The organism is Cellulomonas sp. KH9, assembly GCF_900114185.1.
GTDB lineage: Bacteria > Actinomycetota > Actinomycetes > Actinomycetales > Cellulomonadaceae > Cellulomonas.
Window position 1 is genome coordinate 477,441 of the sequence record NZ_FOSE01000003.1, and the last position, 16,411, is coordinate 493,851.

Here is a 16,411-nt window from a genome sequence, read left to right on the forward strand (position 1 = left end):
GTACACCGGGCCGCGGCCGACCATCCTGGGCGACGACGGGGGCCTTGCGGCAAGCCCCCGTCTGCGCCATAGTCTGACTACGGCAGGGAGACCTCGGTCCCCTGCCTCTCGTGTGCCTGGCCCCGTGCGTGCTCGACCCGCCGCGCTCGGGCTTCGTGCGCGTCCGCCGTGCGGTGCCGACGTGCGGCGGCCGGCTCCGGCCCCGGACCGACCACCGGCGTGCCGTCCCACCCCGTGGCCCCGCGGCCGCGGCAGGATGGGCTCCCCGCCACCGAAGGAGCCCGGCATGAGCACGTCCCCGCGCCCGTCCACCCGGACCGACCACGACGTGCCGGTGCCGATGCGGGACGGGACGGTGCTGCGGGCCGTGGTGGTGCGCCCGCTGGTGGACGAGCCGGTCCCGGTGGTGCTGCTGCGCAGCCCGTACCCGCTGGCGGACGCGCGCTTCGAGACGGACCTCATGGGGCTCGCGGAGCGTGGGCTGGCGCTCGTGATGGTCGCCCTGCGCGGGACCGGCGCGTCCGACGGGGTGTTCTACCCCTGGGCCGACGACCAGCGCGACGGCGTCGACACGATCGCGTGGTGCGCGGAGCAGGAGTGGTCGAACGGGCGCGTCGCGACGACGGGGCGCAGCTACGTCGCGCAGACCCAGCTGTACGCCGCGGGTGGGGCGCCGCCGGCGCTGCGCGCGATGGTCACCGGCGTCGTCCCGAGCGACCCGTGGTCGCTGACGTACACGGGTGGGGCACTGAACCTCGGGTCGACCCTCGGCTGGGCGGCCGCCATGGCGGGTGTCCCGCTGGCGCGGCGCGCTGCCGCGGGGGAGGACGTCACGCGGCTGCAGGAGGAGTGGGCCGCCCTGCTGGGCGGGTTCCCCGCCGGGTTCGCCACCACGCCGCTGACGGACGTCCCCGTGCTGGACGAGCTGTTCCCTGCGTGGCGGGACTGGGCCGAGCACGCGCACCTCGACGACTACTGGCGGGCGCACGCCCTGCCGGACCGTCCCGCGCTGCCGACGTTCGTGGTCGCCGGCTGGCACGACGTGTTCCGGGACCTCTCGCTGCGCGAGTTCGCCCGCGAGCCGCGGCACCCGGGGTCGCGTCTGGTGGTGGGCCCGTGGAGCCACGGCCCGGCGGGTCGGTCCCTCGGCGACGTCGACCACGGGCCCGCGGCGAGCGGTGCGGCCATCGGCCTCGACGCCCAGATCCTCGACTTCCTCGCCGCGCACCTGGCCTCCGACGACGTCCCGGTCCCGGACGCGCCGGTCCAGGTCTTCGTGACCGGGGCGAACGTGTGGACGCACCACGCGACGTGGCCGCCCGCGGCCCGCGACGTCGACCTGCACCTGCACCCGGGTGCGCTGGCCGCCGGGCCCGCCGCCGACGGGACGCCGCCCAGCCGCTACGTGTTCGACCCGCGCGACCCCGTGCCGACCCGCGGCGGGAACACGCTGCTGCCGCAGGGGGACGCCGCGGGCATGTGCGGGTCGGTCGACCAGCGTCCGCTCGACGCGCGCACCGACGTGCTGCGGTTCGTCGGCGACCCGCTCCCGGCGCCCGTGCGCGTGATCGGGACGGTGCGGCTCACGCTGCACGCGGCGACCAGCGCGGCGGACACCGACTGGACGGCCAAGCTGGTGGACGTCCACCCCGACGGGACCGCGCTCAACCTCGTCGACGGCATCCTGCGCGCCAGCAGGCAGGACCCCGCGCACCCGGCGCTGCTGACCCCGGACGAGCCGCACGAGCTGGTCGTCGAGCTGGGTGCGGTCGGGCACGAGTTCGCCGCGGGCCACCGGATCCGCCTGGACGTGTCGAGCTCGAGCTTCCCCCGGTTCGACCGCAACCCCGGCACGGGCGCGCCCGCCGCGAGCGTCGCCGAGGCGGACTTCGTGGTCGCGCACCAGCGGGTCCTGCACGACGCCGCGCACCTGTCCCGGCTGACGCTGCCGGTCGTCGTGGCCGGCGACCAGCCCGCCGACGACCAGCCCGCTGAGGACTAGCCCTCCGACGGCCGGCGCTGCGCGGCGGCGATCGCGTCCGCCGCGCGGATCAACCCGATGTGGCTGAACGCCTGCGGGAAGTTGCCGATCAGCCGTCGCTCGACCGGGTCGTACTCCTCGGCGAGCAGGCCGACGTCGTTCGCGAAGCCGAGGAGCCGGTCCATGAGGGCCTGCGCCTCGTCGAGCCGCCCGGAGAGCGCGTACTGCTCAACGAGCCAGAAGTTGCAGATGAGGAACGGGTGCTCGTCGCCCGCGAGCCCGTCCATGCCGTTGTCGGTGCGGTAGCGGTGCACCAGCCCGTGGTCGTCGACCAGCTCGGACTCGATGCGGGCGACCGTGCCGAGCATGCGCGGGTCGTCGTGCGCGAGGAATCCCGTGTGCGGCAGCTGCAGCAGCGACGCGTCCACGCGGGTGCCGCCGTACACCTGCGTGAAGCTGTTCAGCTCCGCGTCGAACCCGAGGTCCTCGATCTCGCTGCGCAGCTGCTCGCGCAGCTCGCGCCACCGCTCGACAGGACCGTCGAGGCCGTGCGGGTGCTCGACGGCGCGGATGCCGCGGTCGAACGCGGCCCACATCATCACGCGCCCGTGCGTGAAGTGGTGCAGCTCGCCGCGCATCTCCCAGATGCCGTTGTCCTTGCGGTCGAGGTTCCGCTCGCAGAACCGCAGCAGGCTCTTCTGCAGCCCCCAGGACCACTCGTCCTCCGCCACACCCGCGTCGCGCAGCCGCGCCAGGGCGATCATCACCTCGCCCACCACGTCGGCCTGGTACTGGTCGGCGGCGCCGTTGCCGATGCGCACCGGGCGTGACCCCTCGTACCCGGCGAGGTGGGCGAGGACCTTCTCGGTCAGCTCCCGCTCGCCGCCCACCCCGTACATGATCTGGACGTGGTCCGCGTCGCCGGCGACGGCCCGCAGCAGCCAGTTGCGCCACGGCAGGGCGGCGTGCGCGTGCCCGTGCGCGACGGCGACCTCGATCGTGAGCGCCGCGTCCCGCAGCCAGACGTACCGGTAGTCCCAGTTGCGGCTGCCGCCCGGGCTCTCGGGCAGCGACGCGGTGGGTGCCGCGACGACACCACCGGTCCGTGCGTGGGTGAGGGCCCGCAGGACCAGCATCGAGCGCAGCACCTGCGCGTTGTGGCCGGTGTCGACGCGGCGTTCCGCCGACCACTGCGTCCAGAACTCGATGGTGGAGGCGAGTGCGTTGTCGACGTCCACGGCCGGCGGCTCCTCCTCGTGCGACGGGAACACCGTGAGGTCCCAGTCGAGGGTCTGCCTGGCCTCCAGCCGGAACCGGCCCGTCAGCCGCGGGGCGGGCGCGCCGGCACCGCCCTCGGCCTGCGCGTCGAACCTGCCGAGCCGTCCTGCACGCCGGTCGTCCGCTCCCGCGTCGTCGTCGTCCGCCCAGGTCAGCAGCGAGCCGTACAGCACCAGCCCGTCCGGGCCGGCGAGCGACAGCAGCGCACGCGCGTCCCCGCGCTCGACGACGCGCACCCACGGGGTGGCCCGCGCGTAGTCGAACCGCAGGCGCAGGTCGTGCTCCACCTCGACGGTCCCCTCCAGGCACTGCACGCGCCGCACCAGGTCGGCGTGCTCGGTGGTGAGCGGCAGGAAGTCCGTGACGCGGACGCGTCCCGTCGGGGTCCGCCACGTCGTCTCCAGGACGAAGGTGTGCGGGATGTAGCGGCGCTCGACGACCTCCCCGTCGACGACCGAGAGCCGCCAGCGGCCGTCGTCCGGGCCACCCAGGAGCGCCGAGAAGACGGCCGGGGAGTCGTAGCGCGGCAGGCACAGCCAGTCGATGCTGCCGTCACGGGACACCAGCGGGCCGGTGCACAGGTCGGACAGCAGCGCGTAGTCCTCCAAGGGCGTGCTCATCGCGGCCTCCGGCCCCGCCCTCGGGCGGGACGAGCAGTCCGACTCATCGCGGCTCCTGCGCACCGGCGACGGCTCGTCCGTCGCTCCCGTCGAGCATCCCGACTCGGCGCACCGCGCGCACCTCGGGGACGTGGCGGACCTGCGACGGTGCCGCCGCGATCAGTCGTCGGTCACGTCCGCGAGCGCGTCCGAGGCGCGGATCAGGCCGATGTGGCTGAACGCCTGCGGGAAGTTGCCGACGAGCCGGCCCGCCCCCGGGTCGTACTCCTCGCTGAGGAGCCCCAGGTCGTTCGCGTACCCGACGAGCTGCTTCATCAGCACCCGGGCGTCCTCGACGCGCCCGCTGCGGGCGTACTGCTCGACCAGCCAGAAGCAGCAGATGAGGAACGGGTGCTCGTCGCCCTCCAACCCGTCCATGCCGGTGTCCGTGCGGTACCGGTGCACCAGCCCGTGCTCGTCGACCAGGTCCCGCTCGATCCGGGCGACCGTGCCCAGCATGCGCGGGTCGTCGTAGGCGAGGAACCCGGTGTGCGGCAGCTGCAGCAGCGACGCGTCCACCTCGCTGTTGTCGTACGTCTGCGTGAAGGTGTCGAGCTCCTCGTCGAAGCCCCGGGTCTCGATCTCCTCGCGCAGCCGCGCGCGCAGCTCGCGCCACCGCTCGACCGGGCCGTCGAGGCCGTGCTGCTCGACCGCGCGCACGCCCTGGTCGAACGCGGCCCACATCATCGCCCGGCCGTGGGTGAAGTGGTGCAGCTCGCCCCGCATCTCCCAGATGCCGTGGTCCTTGCGGTCCAGGTGCTCCTCCGCGAACCGCAGGAGGCTCTTCTGCAGGCCCCACGTGTACTCGTCGTCCGCGACGCCCGCGTCGCGCAGCATCCCGAGCGCGATCATCACCTCGCCCACCACGTCCGCCTGGTACTGGTCCGCGGCGCCGTTGCCGATGCGCACGGGCCGCGACCCCTCGTAGCCGTCGAGGTGGTCGAGCACCTTCTCGTCGAGCTCGCGCTCCCCGCCGACGCCGTACATGATCCGCACGTCGTGGGCGTCGCCCGCCACGGCGCGCAGCAGCCAGTCGCGCCACAGGCACGCGCCCTCGGTCAGCCCGTGCGCGACGGCCACCTCGATGGTCAGCGCCGCGTCGCGCAGCCACACGTAGCGGTAGTCCCAGTTGCGCACCCCGCCGACCTCCTCGGGCAGCGACGCCGTGGGCGCGGCGACCATCCCGCCGGTCTCGCCGTGGGTGAGGGCGCGCAGCACGAGCATGGAACGCAGCACCTGCGGGTCCCGGCTGGTGCGGACCGTCACCTTCGACGACCAGTCCGTCCAGAACCGCAGCGTCTCCGCGAGGGCCTGGTCCACGTCGATCGGCTCCGGCGGCGCGTGGTACGACGGGAACCACGCGAGGTCCCAGTCGCGCACGTCACCCGCGTCCAGACGGAACCGGCCCGTCAGGCGGGGCGCCCGGAGGCCGCCGGGCCGGTCGCCGCCGGTGAACGCCCCGGGCTGGTCGGCCGCGGCCTCCGGATCCTCGATCGCGTCCTCGTGGTCGTCGCTCCAGCCCAGCAGCGGGCCGGTCACCAGCACCCCGTCGGGGCCCGCCAGCGAGGTCAGCGCCGGCTGCCCGTGGTGGTCCACGACGCGCACCCACGGGGTGGCGCGCGCGTAGTCGAAGCGCAGGCGCAGGTCGTGCTCCACCTCCACGGTGCCCTCGAGGCACTCCACCCGGCGCACCAGGTCGTCCCGCTGGTCCGACACCGGCAGGAAGTCGGTGACGCGGGCCGTGCCTGTCGGGCCGCGCCACGTGGTCTCGAGCACGAAGGTGTGGGGCAGGTAGCGGCGCCCGACGACCTCGCCGTCGACCACCGACAGCTTCCAGCGGCCGTCGTCGGGCCCGCCGAGGACGGCGGAGAACACCGCGGGGGAGTCGAACCGCGGCAGGCACAGCCAGTCGATGCTGCCGTCGCGCGACACCAGCGGGCCGGTGCGCAGGTCGGACAGCAGGGCGTAGTCCTCGAGGGGGGTGCTCACCTCGTCCTTTGTACGTGCTGGACGGGTGACTCGCAGCCGGGGCGCCGGTCCAGCACCCCGGGTCAGCCCTCGTCCGGCTCGTCCGGCTCGTCCGGTCCGGTCGTGCCGACGTCCGCGGGGTCCGGACCCGGGCCGGTGTCCACGGTGTGCGGGTCGTCGCCCGGGTGCGGCGTGCCGGGGGAGGCGGGTCCGGGGTTCTCGCTCATGGTCGCTCCTTCGCGTCCGGTGGCGCGGCGCCGACGCCGCGCCCATCGAGCATCGCCGTCGCCGGCAGGTCGCGCACCTCGGCGGGCGCCGCCTGGTCGGCCGTCACTCGACCGGTCGGCGGGACCCCGGAGGGTGGGCGCTCTGGTTGCGGGTGCGCGGGTGCCGACGCACGCTGGGCGGACGCACGTCCGACGACGCAGGAGGCTCCCATGAGCGAGACAGACGACGGCCGCGGCGGCACGGGCGCCGACGAGCTGTCCGACGACGGCGTGGGTGGCACCGCGACCGACGAGCCGAGCACGTTCGAGCCGGAGGAGGACCCCGACGCCACGGAAGGCTGACGCCACCCCCAAGCCGCCGGAGGCGCCCGACGCGCTGGGCACCTACCGGTCGATGCGTGACTTCACGCGCACGGCCGAGCCCGCGGGCGCGCCCCCGGCGGGGGCCGCAGGACCGGAGCGTCGCTTCGTGGTGCAACGGCACCGCGCGCGCCGGCTGCACTACGACGTGCGCTTCGAGATCGACGGCGTCCTCGTGAGCTGGGCGGTGCCGAAGGGCCCGACGCTCGATCCGAAGGCGCGCCGCATGGCGGTGCACGTCGAGGACCACCCGCTGGAGTACGAGGACTTCGAGGGCGTCATCCCGCACGGGCAGTACGGCGGCGGCGACGTCATCGTGTGGGACCGCGGCACGTGGGAGCCCTACAAGAGCGACGACCCGGCCGCCGAGGTCGCGGGTGGCCAGCTGCACGCCGAGCTGTACGGCGAGCGGCTGCGCGGCAAGTTCCTGCTGGTCCGCCGCGACGGCAGTGCCCGCGACGGCAGCGCCCGCGACGGCAGTGCCCGCGACGGCAGTGCCCGCGAGGGCAAGGAGCAGTGGCTCATGCTCCACAAGAAGGACGAGCACGCCGTCGACGGCTGGGACGCCGAGGACCACCCGACGTCGGTGGTGTCGGGGCGCACGAACGACGAGGTCGCGGCGGCGCCGGACCGGCTGTGGCGCTCGGGTGTCCCGGCTGCCGAGGCGGAGGTCGAGACGCACCCGGCGGCGCCGCAGGTCGCCGGCCCGTCGGACGACGAGCTCGCCGCGCTGGACGACCTCGGTGCGTCGGGCACGTGGGAGGTCTTCGGGCGGCGCCTGCGCGTCACCAACCTCGACAAGGAGCTGTTCCCCGGCCGCGACGGCGAGCCGCCCGTGACCAAGCGCGAGCTGCTGCGCTACGCGGCGCGCATCGCGCCCGTCGCGCTGCCGTACCTGGCGGGCCGGGCGCTCAACATGCACCGCTTCCCGCAGGGTGCCGCGACGGCCGGGTTCTGGCACAAGCAGCTGCCGGACCACGCGCCCGACTGGGTGCCGCGCTGGGACCGGCCCGACGTGGACCCGGGGGAGTCGACCACGTACCTCGTCGTCGACGAGCCGGCGGCGCTGGTGTGGGCCGCGAACTTCGGGGCGCTGGAGTGGCACGCGTGGACGTCGCGCACGTCGGCGCCGGACCTGCCGACGTACGCGCTCGTGGACCTGGACCCCGGTCCGTCGACGGCCTGGGACGACCTGGTGCTGCTCGCCCGGCTGCACCGCGACGCGTTCGAGCACGTCGGCGTGCGGGCGTTCCCCAAGCTCACCGGGCGCCGCGGCATCCAGGTGTGGGTGCCCGTGACCGTGGGGCCGTCGTTCGACGAGACACGGGCCTGGGTCGAGCGGCTCTCGCGGACCGTCGGCAAGGTCGTGCCCGACCTGGTGAGCTGGCGCTGGGAGGTGCGGGAGCGCGGTGGTCAGGCGCGGCTCGACTACACGCAGAACGCGGTGAACAAGACGCTCGTGGCGCCGTACAGCCCTCGGGCTGCGGCGGGTGCGCCGGTGTCCGCGCCGATCACGTGGGACGAGCTCGACGCCGAGTGGCTGCGCCCCGACGCCTTCACCGTCCGCACCGTCCTGGACCGCGTCGCGGAGCGCGGCGACCCGTTCCGTGGCGCGCTCGCGGGTGACCAGGTGCTGCCGCCGCTGCGCTGAGGGCGCCCCGCGCTGACCTCGGTCCGCGGGCGGACGACCCGGCGGCGGCGCCGCTCAGGCGCCGGGTGTCGCGCGCGTGCCGCCGTCCCCGGTGTCCCCGTCGTCCGCGTTCGCGCTCCCCGTGCGCCGCGCCGCGGTCTCGCGCAGGGCGCGCCCGCGCTCGACGTCCTTCTCGAGGCGTGACTGACGCTTCTCGCTGGCGCGGGTGTCGCGCGGGGGCAGCTGCAGGGTGCGCTCGGCCTCCAGGCCCGCCTGCAGCTCACGGCCGCGCTCGAGCTCGGCGTCCAGCTCGGCACCGAACAGCAGGGCCAGGTTGGTCAGCCAGAGCCACAGCAGCAGCACGATCACGCCGGCGAGCGAGCCGTACGTCCGGTCGTAGTCGGCGAAGCTGCTGACGTACAGGCCCAGGCCGGCCGTCGCGAGCACCCAGACGACGATCGCGAGGAAGGCGCCGAGGCTGATCCACCGGAACCTCGGCTGCCGCACGTTCGGGGTCCCGTGGTACAGCAGCGCGACGGCCATGACCACGAGGAACAGCACGATCGGCCACTTGACGACCTGCCAGACCGTCACGACGGTCGAGCTGAGGCCCACGGCCTCGCCGATGCCCTCCGCGACCGGACCGGACAGCACCAGCAGGGCGACGACCAGCACGGCGATGACGACGAGCACTGCGGTCAGCAGCAGCAGCACCGGGCGCAGCTTCCAGATCGGGCGGCCCTCGTCGACCTCGTAGATGCGGTTCATGCCGCGGCTGAACGCGGCGACGTACCCGGAGGCCGACCACAGCGCCAGGACGAGGCCGAGGACCAGGGCGAACCCGGCCGCGGGGACGTCCGTCAGGCGCTCCAGCACCGGACGCAGCCCTTCGACCTGCTCGCCCGCACCGACGTCGGTCGCCAGGTCGACGATGCCCTGGACGGTCTCGTCGGGGTCGTCCACGAGCGACAGCAGCGACACGACGGCCAGCAGGGCCGGGGCGATCGCCAGGACGGCGTAGTAGGTCAGCGCCGCGGCCAGGTCCGTGCACTGGTCGCCGAGGAACTCCCGCACCGTGGTCCGCAGCACGTACAGCCACGACGGCTTGTGCAGGTCGGTGGGGGAGCCGGGCTTGCGGGGGTCGTCGGGGCTCGGCGCGTCGGCCTTGTGGGCGGCAGCACCGGTGGCGTCGTCGGCCGGCGCGGGGGTCGCGGAGCTCATGGGCACTCCCGGTGCGGGTCACGTCAGGGGCACCAGCCAGCATGGGGGGGACGACCGGGTGCCGCACGTCAGGGCCGTCGGCCGTCGCACCGGCAGCGCGGTGCGAGGGCGACCGGGCCCCGTCCTCGACCGCGCGCGGCGGAGGTCGCGCGCCCCAGGTGACGCGAAGTGCCCGAAATGGTTTCGAGACGCGGCGCCGTGCATGGTCCGTGCGACGTCGCAGGCAGGATGCCTTGACTGTCCAGGGCTGGCACCGTACGGTCGCAACCCGCAACCGAGGCGTTGCGAAACTGTTTCGATCTCGACGAGGAGACGGCATGGCCGCGCCGGCGCAGTCCGACACCCCCCGCCCGCTCACCGTGGACGGCGCCGCAGCCCACGGTCGCCCGTTGCACCACGTGTGGAACCAGTGCGTCGGCGCAGGCCGCGCCAACGAGGCGCTGCGCGCCGACTGGCAGGCGCACTTCCGCGAGGCCGTCGACGTGCTCGGCGCCCGCTACGTGCGCTTCCACGGGCTCTTCCACGACGACATGTTCGTGTACCGCGGCAACGACGGCGGGGGCGGCGGCTTCGGTCCGCCGACGCCGCTCGCGGAGCCGGTCCACACGTTCAGCTACGTCGACAAGGTCTTCGACTTCATCCTCGAGACCGGCGCCAGGCCCTTCGTCGAGCTCGGCTTCATGCCACGCGACCTGGCGACGCAGACCGAGACCCTGTTCTGGTGGAAGGCGCACTGCAGCCCGCCCACCGACATGGGGCGCTGGGCCGACCTGGTCGCGGCCACGGTGCGGCACTGGATCGAGCGCTACGGCATCGACGAGGTGCTGCAGTGGCGGTTCGAGGTGTGGAACGAGCCCAACCTCGTCCCGAAGTTCTGGACCGGCACCCGCACCCAGTACTTCGAGCTGTACGAGGCGAGCGTGCGCGCCATCAAGGCCATCGACGAGCGCCTGCTCGTCGGCGGGCCGTCCACCAGCGTCTTCGTCCCCGACGACCGGTACGCCGGCGAGTACGAGGACGGCAGCAAGTCGATCGCCACCGGCCTGGCGGAGGACCCCGACGCCCTCGACTGGCGTCCGGTGTGGGTCGAGGAGTTCATCGCCTGGTGCCACGAGCGCGACCTGCCCGTGGACTTCTTCACCGCGCACCTGTACCCCACGGACTACGCCGCGACGCCGGACGGCGGGTCCAAGGCGATCAGCCGGTACGTCGACGCCACCTACGACGACCTGACGCTGCTGCAGCGCATCGTCGCGGACAGTCCCTACGCGGGCGCCGAGATCCACATCACCGAGTGGTCGACGTCGCCGTCGAGCCGCGACCGCAGCCACGACACCCTGTTCGCCGCCACGTACATCACGCGCGCCTACCTGCGCTGCGCGGCGCTCGCCGACTCCATCTCGTACTGGACGTTCACCGACGTCTTCGAGGAGGGCGGGGCGGGCGTGGGCCCGTTCCACGGCGGGTTCGGGCTCGTCAACGAGCAGGGTCTGCACAAGCCGACGTTCCACGCGTTCCGGATGCTCGCGCAGCTGGGCGACGAGGTGGTGGCCGAGCTGCCGCACGGCATGGTGACGCGGGACGGTGCGACCGGTCGCGTCGCCGGCGTCCTGTTCAACTACCCGGACGAGATGGGCGGCCGGTCCGTCCTCGCGCAGAACAGCTACACCGCTGCCCGCGGCCTGGCGGAGGTGGGCACGAGCCGCCGCGTGACGCACACCGTCGCGGGGCTCCCCGCGGGGGCGACGTTCGACGTCGTCCAGCTCGACTGGGAGCACGGCAACGTCGCGGAGGCCTGGCACGCGATGGGCGAGCCGGTCAACCTCACGCTGCCGCAGACCGCGCACCTGCGGTCGGTGGCCGACGACCTGCTGCGGAGCACGCTCACCGCGTCGGACGACGGCGTCCTGGAGATCGACCTCGAGCTGCCGGCCTGGGCCGTCGTGGGCATCGTCCAGACGGGACCGCTCGTCGCGTCCTGACGCACGGTCGCGCCCGTCCTCCGCGACGGGCGCGACCGTCCCGCGCACCCTGCCGGTGGCGGTCTGCCCGCGTCCGGTGCCGCCCCGCCACGGTCAGGTGCGGGACGCCACCACGTCGAGGTCGTCGCCCCGGCCGCCGTCCACGCCGTCGCCCACGCCGTCGGTCGTGGCACCCGACGGGTCGTGCTCCTCCGTCGGCGCCGACCAGGGCAGCCAGGCGTGGACGAGGTAGGTCCCGTCGGGCCGCACCCCGGCGTCGAGCTCCCCACCGGCGAGGCGCAGCCGCTCGGCCAACCCCGTCATCCCCCAGCCGGAGCTCGGCAGCCGCGTCGCCGGCACCTGATCGGGCAGGGGGTGGGTGACCTCGAGGACGACGCGTCCGCCCGGTGCGCCCTGCACCCGCACGTGCACCGGTGCGCCCGGCGCGTGCGCGCGGGCGTTCGCCAGGGCCTCCTGCGCGACGCGGTAAAGGTGGCGGCTGGTCGCCACCGGCAGTCCCGCCAGGGCCTCCGCGTCGACCCGGTCCAGCGTGGACGTCACGGGGGACCCCGCCGCCCGGACCCCCTCGATCAGCTCGTCCACCTGCGCGAACGTCGGTTGGGGCCGGGACTGCTCGTCGGTGGCCGAGGGGTCGCGCAGCAGCCCCAGGACCTCGCGCAGCTCCCCGAGCGCCTCGTGCGCGCTCTGGCGGACCACGGCAGCGGTCTCGCGCACCTGCTCGGGGTCGATCCCCGCGCGGTACTCCAGCGCGCCGGCGTGCAGCGCCACCAGGGACAGCCGGTGGGCGAGCACGTCGTGCATCTCGTGGGCGATGCGGTTGCGCTCGGCCGCGCGGGCCCCGTCGCCGCGCGCGTCCGCCTCGCGCCGGGCGATCGCGGCCTGCTCGCGCAGCGACGCGAGCAGGGCGCGGCGACCCCCGATGAACATGCCGGTCACCACGGCGAGGGCCGTGTTCAGCACCTGCCCGGCCGCCAGGAGGCGCAGGTCGTCGGGCAGGACGCCGGCGGGCAGCACCCACGCGACGAAGACCCGCTGGCCGACGAGCGCCGCGACGAACCACAGCGCGCAGACCACCGCGGTCTCCAGGCGTCGGCGTCGCGCGGCGAGGGACGCCACGGCGAACAGCACCACGAACGACGAGAACAGCGAGAACGACCCGGCGACCACGATGATGCTCGTGACCAGGCGCGGGGCACGGTGCCGGGCCACGTACGCCACCGCGCACAGCAGCAGGCACGCCAGGTCGACGAGCATCCAGATCTCCCCGAGCGGCCCGCCGGGGTACGGCCCGGTCGTCAGGACGAGGCCGTAGACGACCAGCCCGTTGGGGACGCCCACAACGACCGCGACGAGCAGCCGCCACGCGTGCGCCCAGACCCGCCGGGCCGTGCTGGGTGAGTCCACGGTCAGACGTCGCCCGCCTCGTGCACGCAGATCGCGATGTGCGTGCGGTTGTCCGCCGGCATCTTCTCCAGGATGCGGCTGATGTGCGTCTTCACGGTCGCGACCGTGATGAACAGCTCGGAGGCGATCTCGGCGTTCGACAGGCCCCGCCCGATCGCGCGCGCGACGTCCCGCTCGCGCTCCGTGAGCGCGTCGAGGCGTGCACGGGCGGCGGTGCGCCGCTCGTCGCGCGGACGCTGCGTGACCGACGCGATGAGCCGGTCGGTGACCGACGGTGACAGGGTCGTGCGCCCCGCGCCCGCGTCGAGCACGTGCCGGACGATCTCGGCCGGCGGGGTGTCCTTCAGCAGGAACCCGGCGGCCCCCAGCCGCAGCGCGCCGAGCACCATCTCGTCCGTGTCGAACGTGGTGAGGATGACGACCCGGGAGTCCGGCTGCTCGGTGAGCAGCCGCTCGGTCGCGCCGAGCCCGTCGAGCCGCGGCATCCGGATGTCCATGAGCACGACGTCGGGCGCGGTGCGCCGCACCACGTCGATCGCCTCCAGACCGTCCCCGGCCTCGCCGACCACGTCGATCGCGGGGTCCGCCCCGAGGATGAGGCGCAGTCCCACCCGCACGAGCGTCTCGTCGTCGACGAGCACGACCCGCACCGTCTGCCGCTCCGTCGGGGTCCCCGTCTGCTCCACCGTCGCCGTCACGTCCGTCCTTCCGTCGAGCCCGTCGCGAGGTGCCGCGGGCGTGCGTCTCGTGGTGCCGCGTGGCGCGGCGCCGCGTCTCGTGGTGCCGCGTCTCGTGGTGCCGCGTCCGGTGGCGCCGCGGTCACGCGGGGTCCTCCGGGGCCGCCGCCCACGGCAGCCACGCCCGCACCGCGAACGTGCCGTCGCCGCGTGCCCCCGCGTCGAGCTCGCCCCCGGTCAGCCGCAGCCGCTCGGCCAGGCCCGTCAGGCCCCAGCCGGACGACGGCAGGCGGGTGGCGGGCGCCGTGCGCGGCACGGGGTTGGTCACCTCGAGCGCGACGCGCTCACCCGGTGCGCCGTGGACGCGGACGTGGACCGGTGCGCCCGCCGCGTGCTTGCGGGCGTTGGTCAGCGTCTCCTGCACGACGCGGTACAGGTGGCGGCTGGTGGACGCCGGCAGCCGCGCCAGGTCGTCGTCCGCGACGCGGTCCAGCTCGAAGACCACGGGCGAGCCCGCCGCGCGCGCCCCGGCGACCAGCTCGTGGACCTGCGCGAACGTCGGCTGCGGCCGCGACTGCTCGTCACCGGCCGACGGCTCGCGCAGCAGGCCCAGCACCTCGCGCAGCTCACCGAGGGCCTCGTGCGCGTTCTCCCGCACCACGGCGGCGGTCTGCCGGACCTGCTCGGGGTCCAGGCCGGAGCGGTACTCCAGGGCACCCGAGTGCAGCGCGACCAGGGAGAGGCGGTGGGCGAGCACGTCGTGCATCTCGCGGGCGATGCGGTTGCGCTCGCTCGCCCGGGCGGAGTCGTCACGGGCGTCCGCCTCACGGCGCGCGATCGCGGCCTGCTCGCGCAGGGACGTCACCAGCGCGCGCCGCCCCCCGACGAACATGCCCGTCACGACGACGAGCGCGGCGAACGCCGCGGTCATGATGACCGTCCACAGCTCGTCGGTGGCCGCGCCGGGCTGCTCGTCCGCGATCACCCAGGCGCTGAACGCGCGCTCGCCGACGAGCATCGCGCCGAGCCACAGGGCGTACACGGGCAGGATCTCCGACCAGCGCCGGCGCGTCGCGAGCGACACCACCGCCAGGAGCACGAGCCCCGAGGTGAGGACCGAGAACGAGCCGACGGTCACGAGCAGGCCGGTGATCAGCAGCGGGGACCGGTACCGGCGCAGGTACAACGGGATGCAGGCGAGCAGGCAGAGGACGTCGACCGCGATCCAGAAGGGCGCCCCCGGTCCGTACACGACCGGCTCGAACGCCTCGTCCACCGGGATGACGAAGGCCGCGGCGTAGGTGAGGAAGCCCGCGGCCGCACCGATGCCGATCCCGAGCACCAGGCGCCACGTGCGCGCCCACACCCGTCCCGACCGCCCCGCGCCGGGCGCGGGGTCGGGCGCGGCGGTCCTGGTCACGCAGCGATGCTAGGCGGACCCGGTCGTCGGCGGGATCGGTCGCGCGGACGACCCGCACCCGCGGCCCCGTCCCTCACGGCAGGTCGTCGGGGTCCAGGGTGTGCCGGTCGCCCGCGAACGGCGCCAGCGACGGCGGCGCCGGGAACGGCAGCTCGTAGGTCGCGACGACGCCCTCCCCGACGGCGTTCATGTCGTCGTCCTTCGCGACGACGCCGTGCGGCCCGACCTCGACCAGGCGCACGCGCCGGACGCTGCCGTCCTCGCGGGTCAGCTGCCACAGGTCGCCCAGCCAGTGCAGGCCGAGCTCCTCGAGCGCCGCCTCGGCCTCGAGCCAGTCGACCGGCCCCGTGACGTCACGGCCCAGGCGGTCGACGGCCACGTACCCGTCGCCCTGCGGGCGCACCCAGCCCAGCACCTCACGGTCACCGCTGCGGCGGTGCTCCACCCACGTCTCGTCCGGCATCCCGGGAGCGTAGGCGGCCCGGCCCGGGGCGGGGCAGGGCATTTCCGGCCGAGCCGTGCCTGCGGTCGGCCGCGGGACGGAGCGCGGTGCCGCGGGTGTCGGCCGCGTGGCGGAGGCGGACGCCGCCCACGACCCGGACGATGGACCCGTGAGCAGCCCCACCGTCGTCGACGTCCACGAGATCCCCGGCACCTACCCGTACCACCGGCTGCAGCGCACGAGCCCGGCCTCCCGCTGGTGGCGGCCCCTGGTCGTCGGGCTCGTCGGCCTCGGCCTGTACGTCGGCATCCTCGTGGCCGGCGGTGTCGTGATGATGGTGACCGCGGTGACGTCCGGCCCGGGCGGCCTCGAGGCGCTCGAGCGGCTGGACGTCACCGACCTGGCCGAGCCGCTGCCGTTCACGCTCGCGATGCTCTCCATCATCGCCATGCTCCCCGCGGTGCTCGTCGCCACGCGGCTGCTCGGGGCGCGTCCCGTGGGGCTCCTCCTCTCGGTGGCAGGTCGCGTCCGCTGGGGCTGGGCGGCACGGTGCCTGGCCGTGGCGGCGGCGCTGACGGTGCTCGTGCAGGGTGGTGCCGCGCTGCTGGACACGGCGCTGGGCGTGACCTGGCAGCCCCGCGTCGACGCGTCGTCCTGGCTGATGATCGGGCTGGTGCTGCTGCTGGTGCCGGCGCAGTGCGTGGCCGAGGAGGTCGTGTTCCGCGGGTACCTCGCGCAGACGATCGGCACCTGGCTGCGGCACCCCGCGTTCGCCGTGGTGCTGCCGGTGCCGCTGTTCGTCCTCGGTCACACCTACGTCGGGCTGGCCATGGTGGACACCGCCGTGTGGGCACTGACGATGGGCTGGCTGGTCTGGCGGACCGGTGGGCTGGAGGCCGCGGCCGCGGCGCACGTCGTCAACAACGTCGTCGTGTTCACCCTCGGTGCCGTCGACCTGGCGGACCTGGACGTCGTCGACATCGGCCCCCTCGCCCTGGCCCTGTCGACCGCCTCGACGCTCGCGTACGCGGGTGCGGTGGAGGTGCTGCTGCGCCGCACCGGGACCGCCCGGGTCCGTGTCGTCGCGCCCGTGGTGTCACCGGTGCCGTGACCGGAGTCCATCCGGCCCTCTTCCGTGCGGCGGGGCAGGTCCCTATCGTGA

General features: G+C 74.6%; 13 protein-coding genes. 5 read left to right on the top strand and 8 right to left on the bottom strand.

What is annotated here, in order from left to right; genetic code table 11:
• Positions 1 to 286 precede the first annotated feature (286 nt).
• A complete protein-coding gene (locus BMZ16_RS12020; protein WP_177199681.1) occupies positions 287 to 2,002 on the top strand; it encodes a CocE/NonD family hydrolase in 1,716 nt (571 codons plus the stop codon).
• Here the strand turns inward: BMZ16_RS12020 and BMZ16_RS12025 are convergent.
• The 3 genes from BMZ16_RS12025 to BMZ16_RS19295 all read right to left on the bottom strand — a co-directional run bounded on the left by BMZ16_RS12025 (position 1,999) and on the right by BMZ16_RS19295 (position 6,113).
• Entirely contained in the window at positions 1,999 to 3,879 is a 1,881-nt protein-coding gene (locus BMZ16_RS12025) for a glycoside hydrolase family 15 protein (RefSeq protein WP_089800722.1), read from the bottom strand. The genes BMZ16_RS12020 and BMZ16_RS12025 overlap by 4 nt on opposite strands.
• 159 nt (positions 3,880 to 4,038) lie before the next feature.
• Positions 4,039 to 5,907: a glycoside hydrolase family 15 protein gene (locus BMZ16_RS12030; protein WP_089800724.1), complete on the bottom strand. Its 1,869-nt coding sequence runs from the start codon at positions 5,905 to 5,907 to the stop codon at positions 4,039 to 4,041.
• A gap of 62 nt (positions 5,908 to 5,969) precedes the next feature.
• Positions 5,970 to 6,113, bottom strand: coding sequence for a hypothetical protein (locus BMZ16_RS19295; protein WP_177199682.1), 144 nt, complete (start codon positions 6,111 to 6,113; stop codon positions 5,970 to 5,972).
• 210 nt (positions 6,114 to 6,323) lie between these two features.
• Here BMZ16_RS19295 and BMZ16_RS19795 point away from each other — a divergent pair, with 210 nt between their 5' ends.
• Entirely contained in the window at positions 6,324 to 6,455 is a 132-nt protein-coding gene (locus BMZ16_RS19795) for a hypothetical protein (protein WP_255366596.1), read from the top strand.
• Between the two features lie 34 nt (positions 6,456 to 6,489).
• A complete protein-coding gene (locus BMZ16_RS12035; RefSeq protein ID WP_255366630.1) occupies positions 6,490 to 8,124 on the top strand; it encodes a non-homologous end-joining DNA ligase LigD in 1,635 nt (544 codons plus the stop codon).
• Positions 8,125 to 8,178: 54 nt separating this feature from the next.
• Here BMZ16_RS12035 and BMZ16_RS12040 read toward each other — a convergent pair whose 3' ends face one another.
• Positions 8,179 to 9,324: a YihY/virulence factor BrkB family protein gene (locus tag BMZ16_RS12040; protein WP_089800728.1), complete on the bottom strand. Its 1,146-nt coding sequence runs from the start codon at positions 9,322 to 9,324 to the stop codon at positions 8,179 to 8,181.
• A 317-nt stretch (positions 9,325 to 9,641) separates the two neighbouring features.
• On the opposite strand from BMZ16_RS12040, the gene BMZ16_RS12045 reads away from it, so the two are divergent.
• Positions 9,642 to 11,306 (top strand): GH39 family glycosyl hydrolase, encoded by a 1,665-nt coding sequence (locus BMZ16_RS12045; protein ID WP_089800730.1) that lies wholly within the window; start codon positions 9,642 to 9,644, stop codon positions 11,304 to 11,306.
• Positions 11,307 to 11,399: 93 nt separating this feature from the next.
• On the opposite strand, the gene BMZ16_RS19965 is transcribed toward BMZ16_RS12045, so the two are convergent.
• The 4 genes from BMZ16_RS19965 to BMZ16_RS12065 form a co-directional block, all read right to left on the bottom strand.
• Positions 11,400 to 12,710 (bottom strand): sensor histidine kinase, encoded by a 1,311-nt coding sequence (locus tag BMZ16_RS19965; RefSeq protein ID WP_304441041.1) that lies wholly within the window; start codon positions 12,708 to 12,710, stop codon positions 11,400 to 11,402.
• 2 nt (positions 12,711 to 12,712) lie between these two features.
• The gene (locus BMZ16_RS12055; protein WP_255366597.1) at positions 12,713 to 13,408 is read right to left on the bottom strand and encodes a response regulator; all 696 of its coding nucleotides are present in this window, start codon (positions 13,406 to 13,408) and stop codon (positions 12,713 to 12,715) included.
• A gap of 121 nt (positions 13,409 to 13,529) precedes the next feature.
• Positions 13,530 to 14,807 (bottom strand): sensor histidine kinase, encoded by a 1,278-nt coding sequence (locus BMZ16_RS12060; RefSeq protein WP_089800734.1) that lies wholly within the window; start codon positions 14,805 to 14,807, stop codon positions 13,530 to 13,532.
• A gap of 73 nt (positions 14,808 to 14,880) precedes the next feature.
• Entirely contained in the window at positions 14,881 to 15,270 is a 390-nt protein-coding gene (locus BMZ16_RS12065) for a hypothetical protein (RefSeq protein ID WP_089801108.1), read from the bottom strand.
• A gap of 148 nt (positions 15,271 to 15,418) precedes the next feature.
• Here BMZ16_RS12065 and BMZ16_RS12070 point away from each other — a divergent pair, with 148 nt between their 5' ends.
• The gene (locus BMZ16_RS12070; RefSeq protein WP_143082824.1) at positions 15,419 to 16,360 is read left to right on the top strand and encodes a CPBP family intramembrane glutamic endopeptidase; all 942 of its coding nucleotides are present in this window, start codon (positions 15,419 to 15,421) and stop codon (positions 16,358 to 16,360) included.
• Positions 16,361 to 16,411 lie beyond the last annotated feature (51 nt).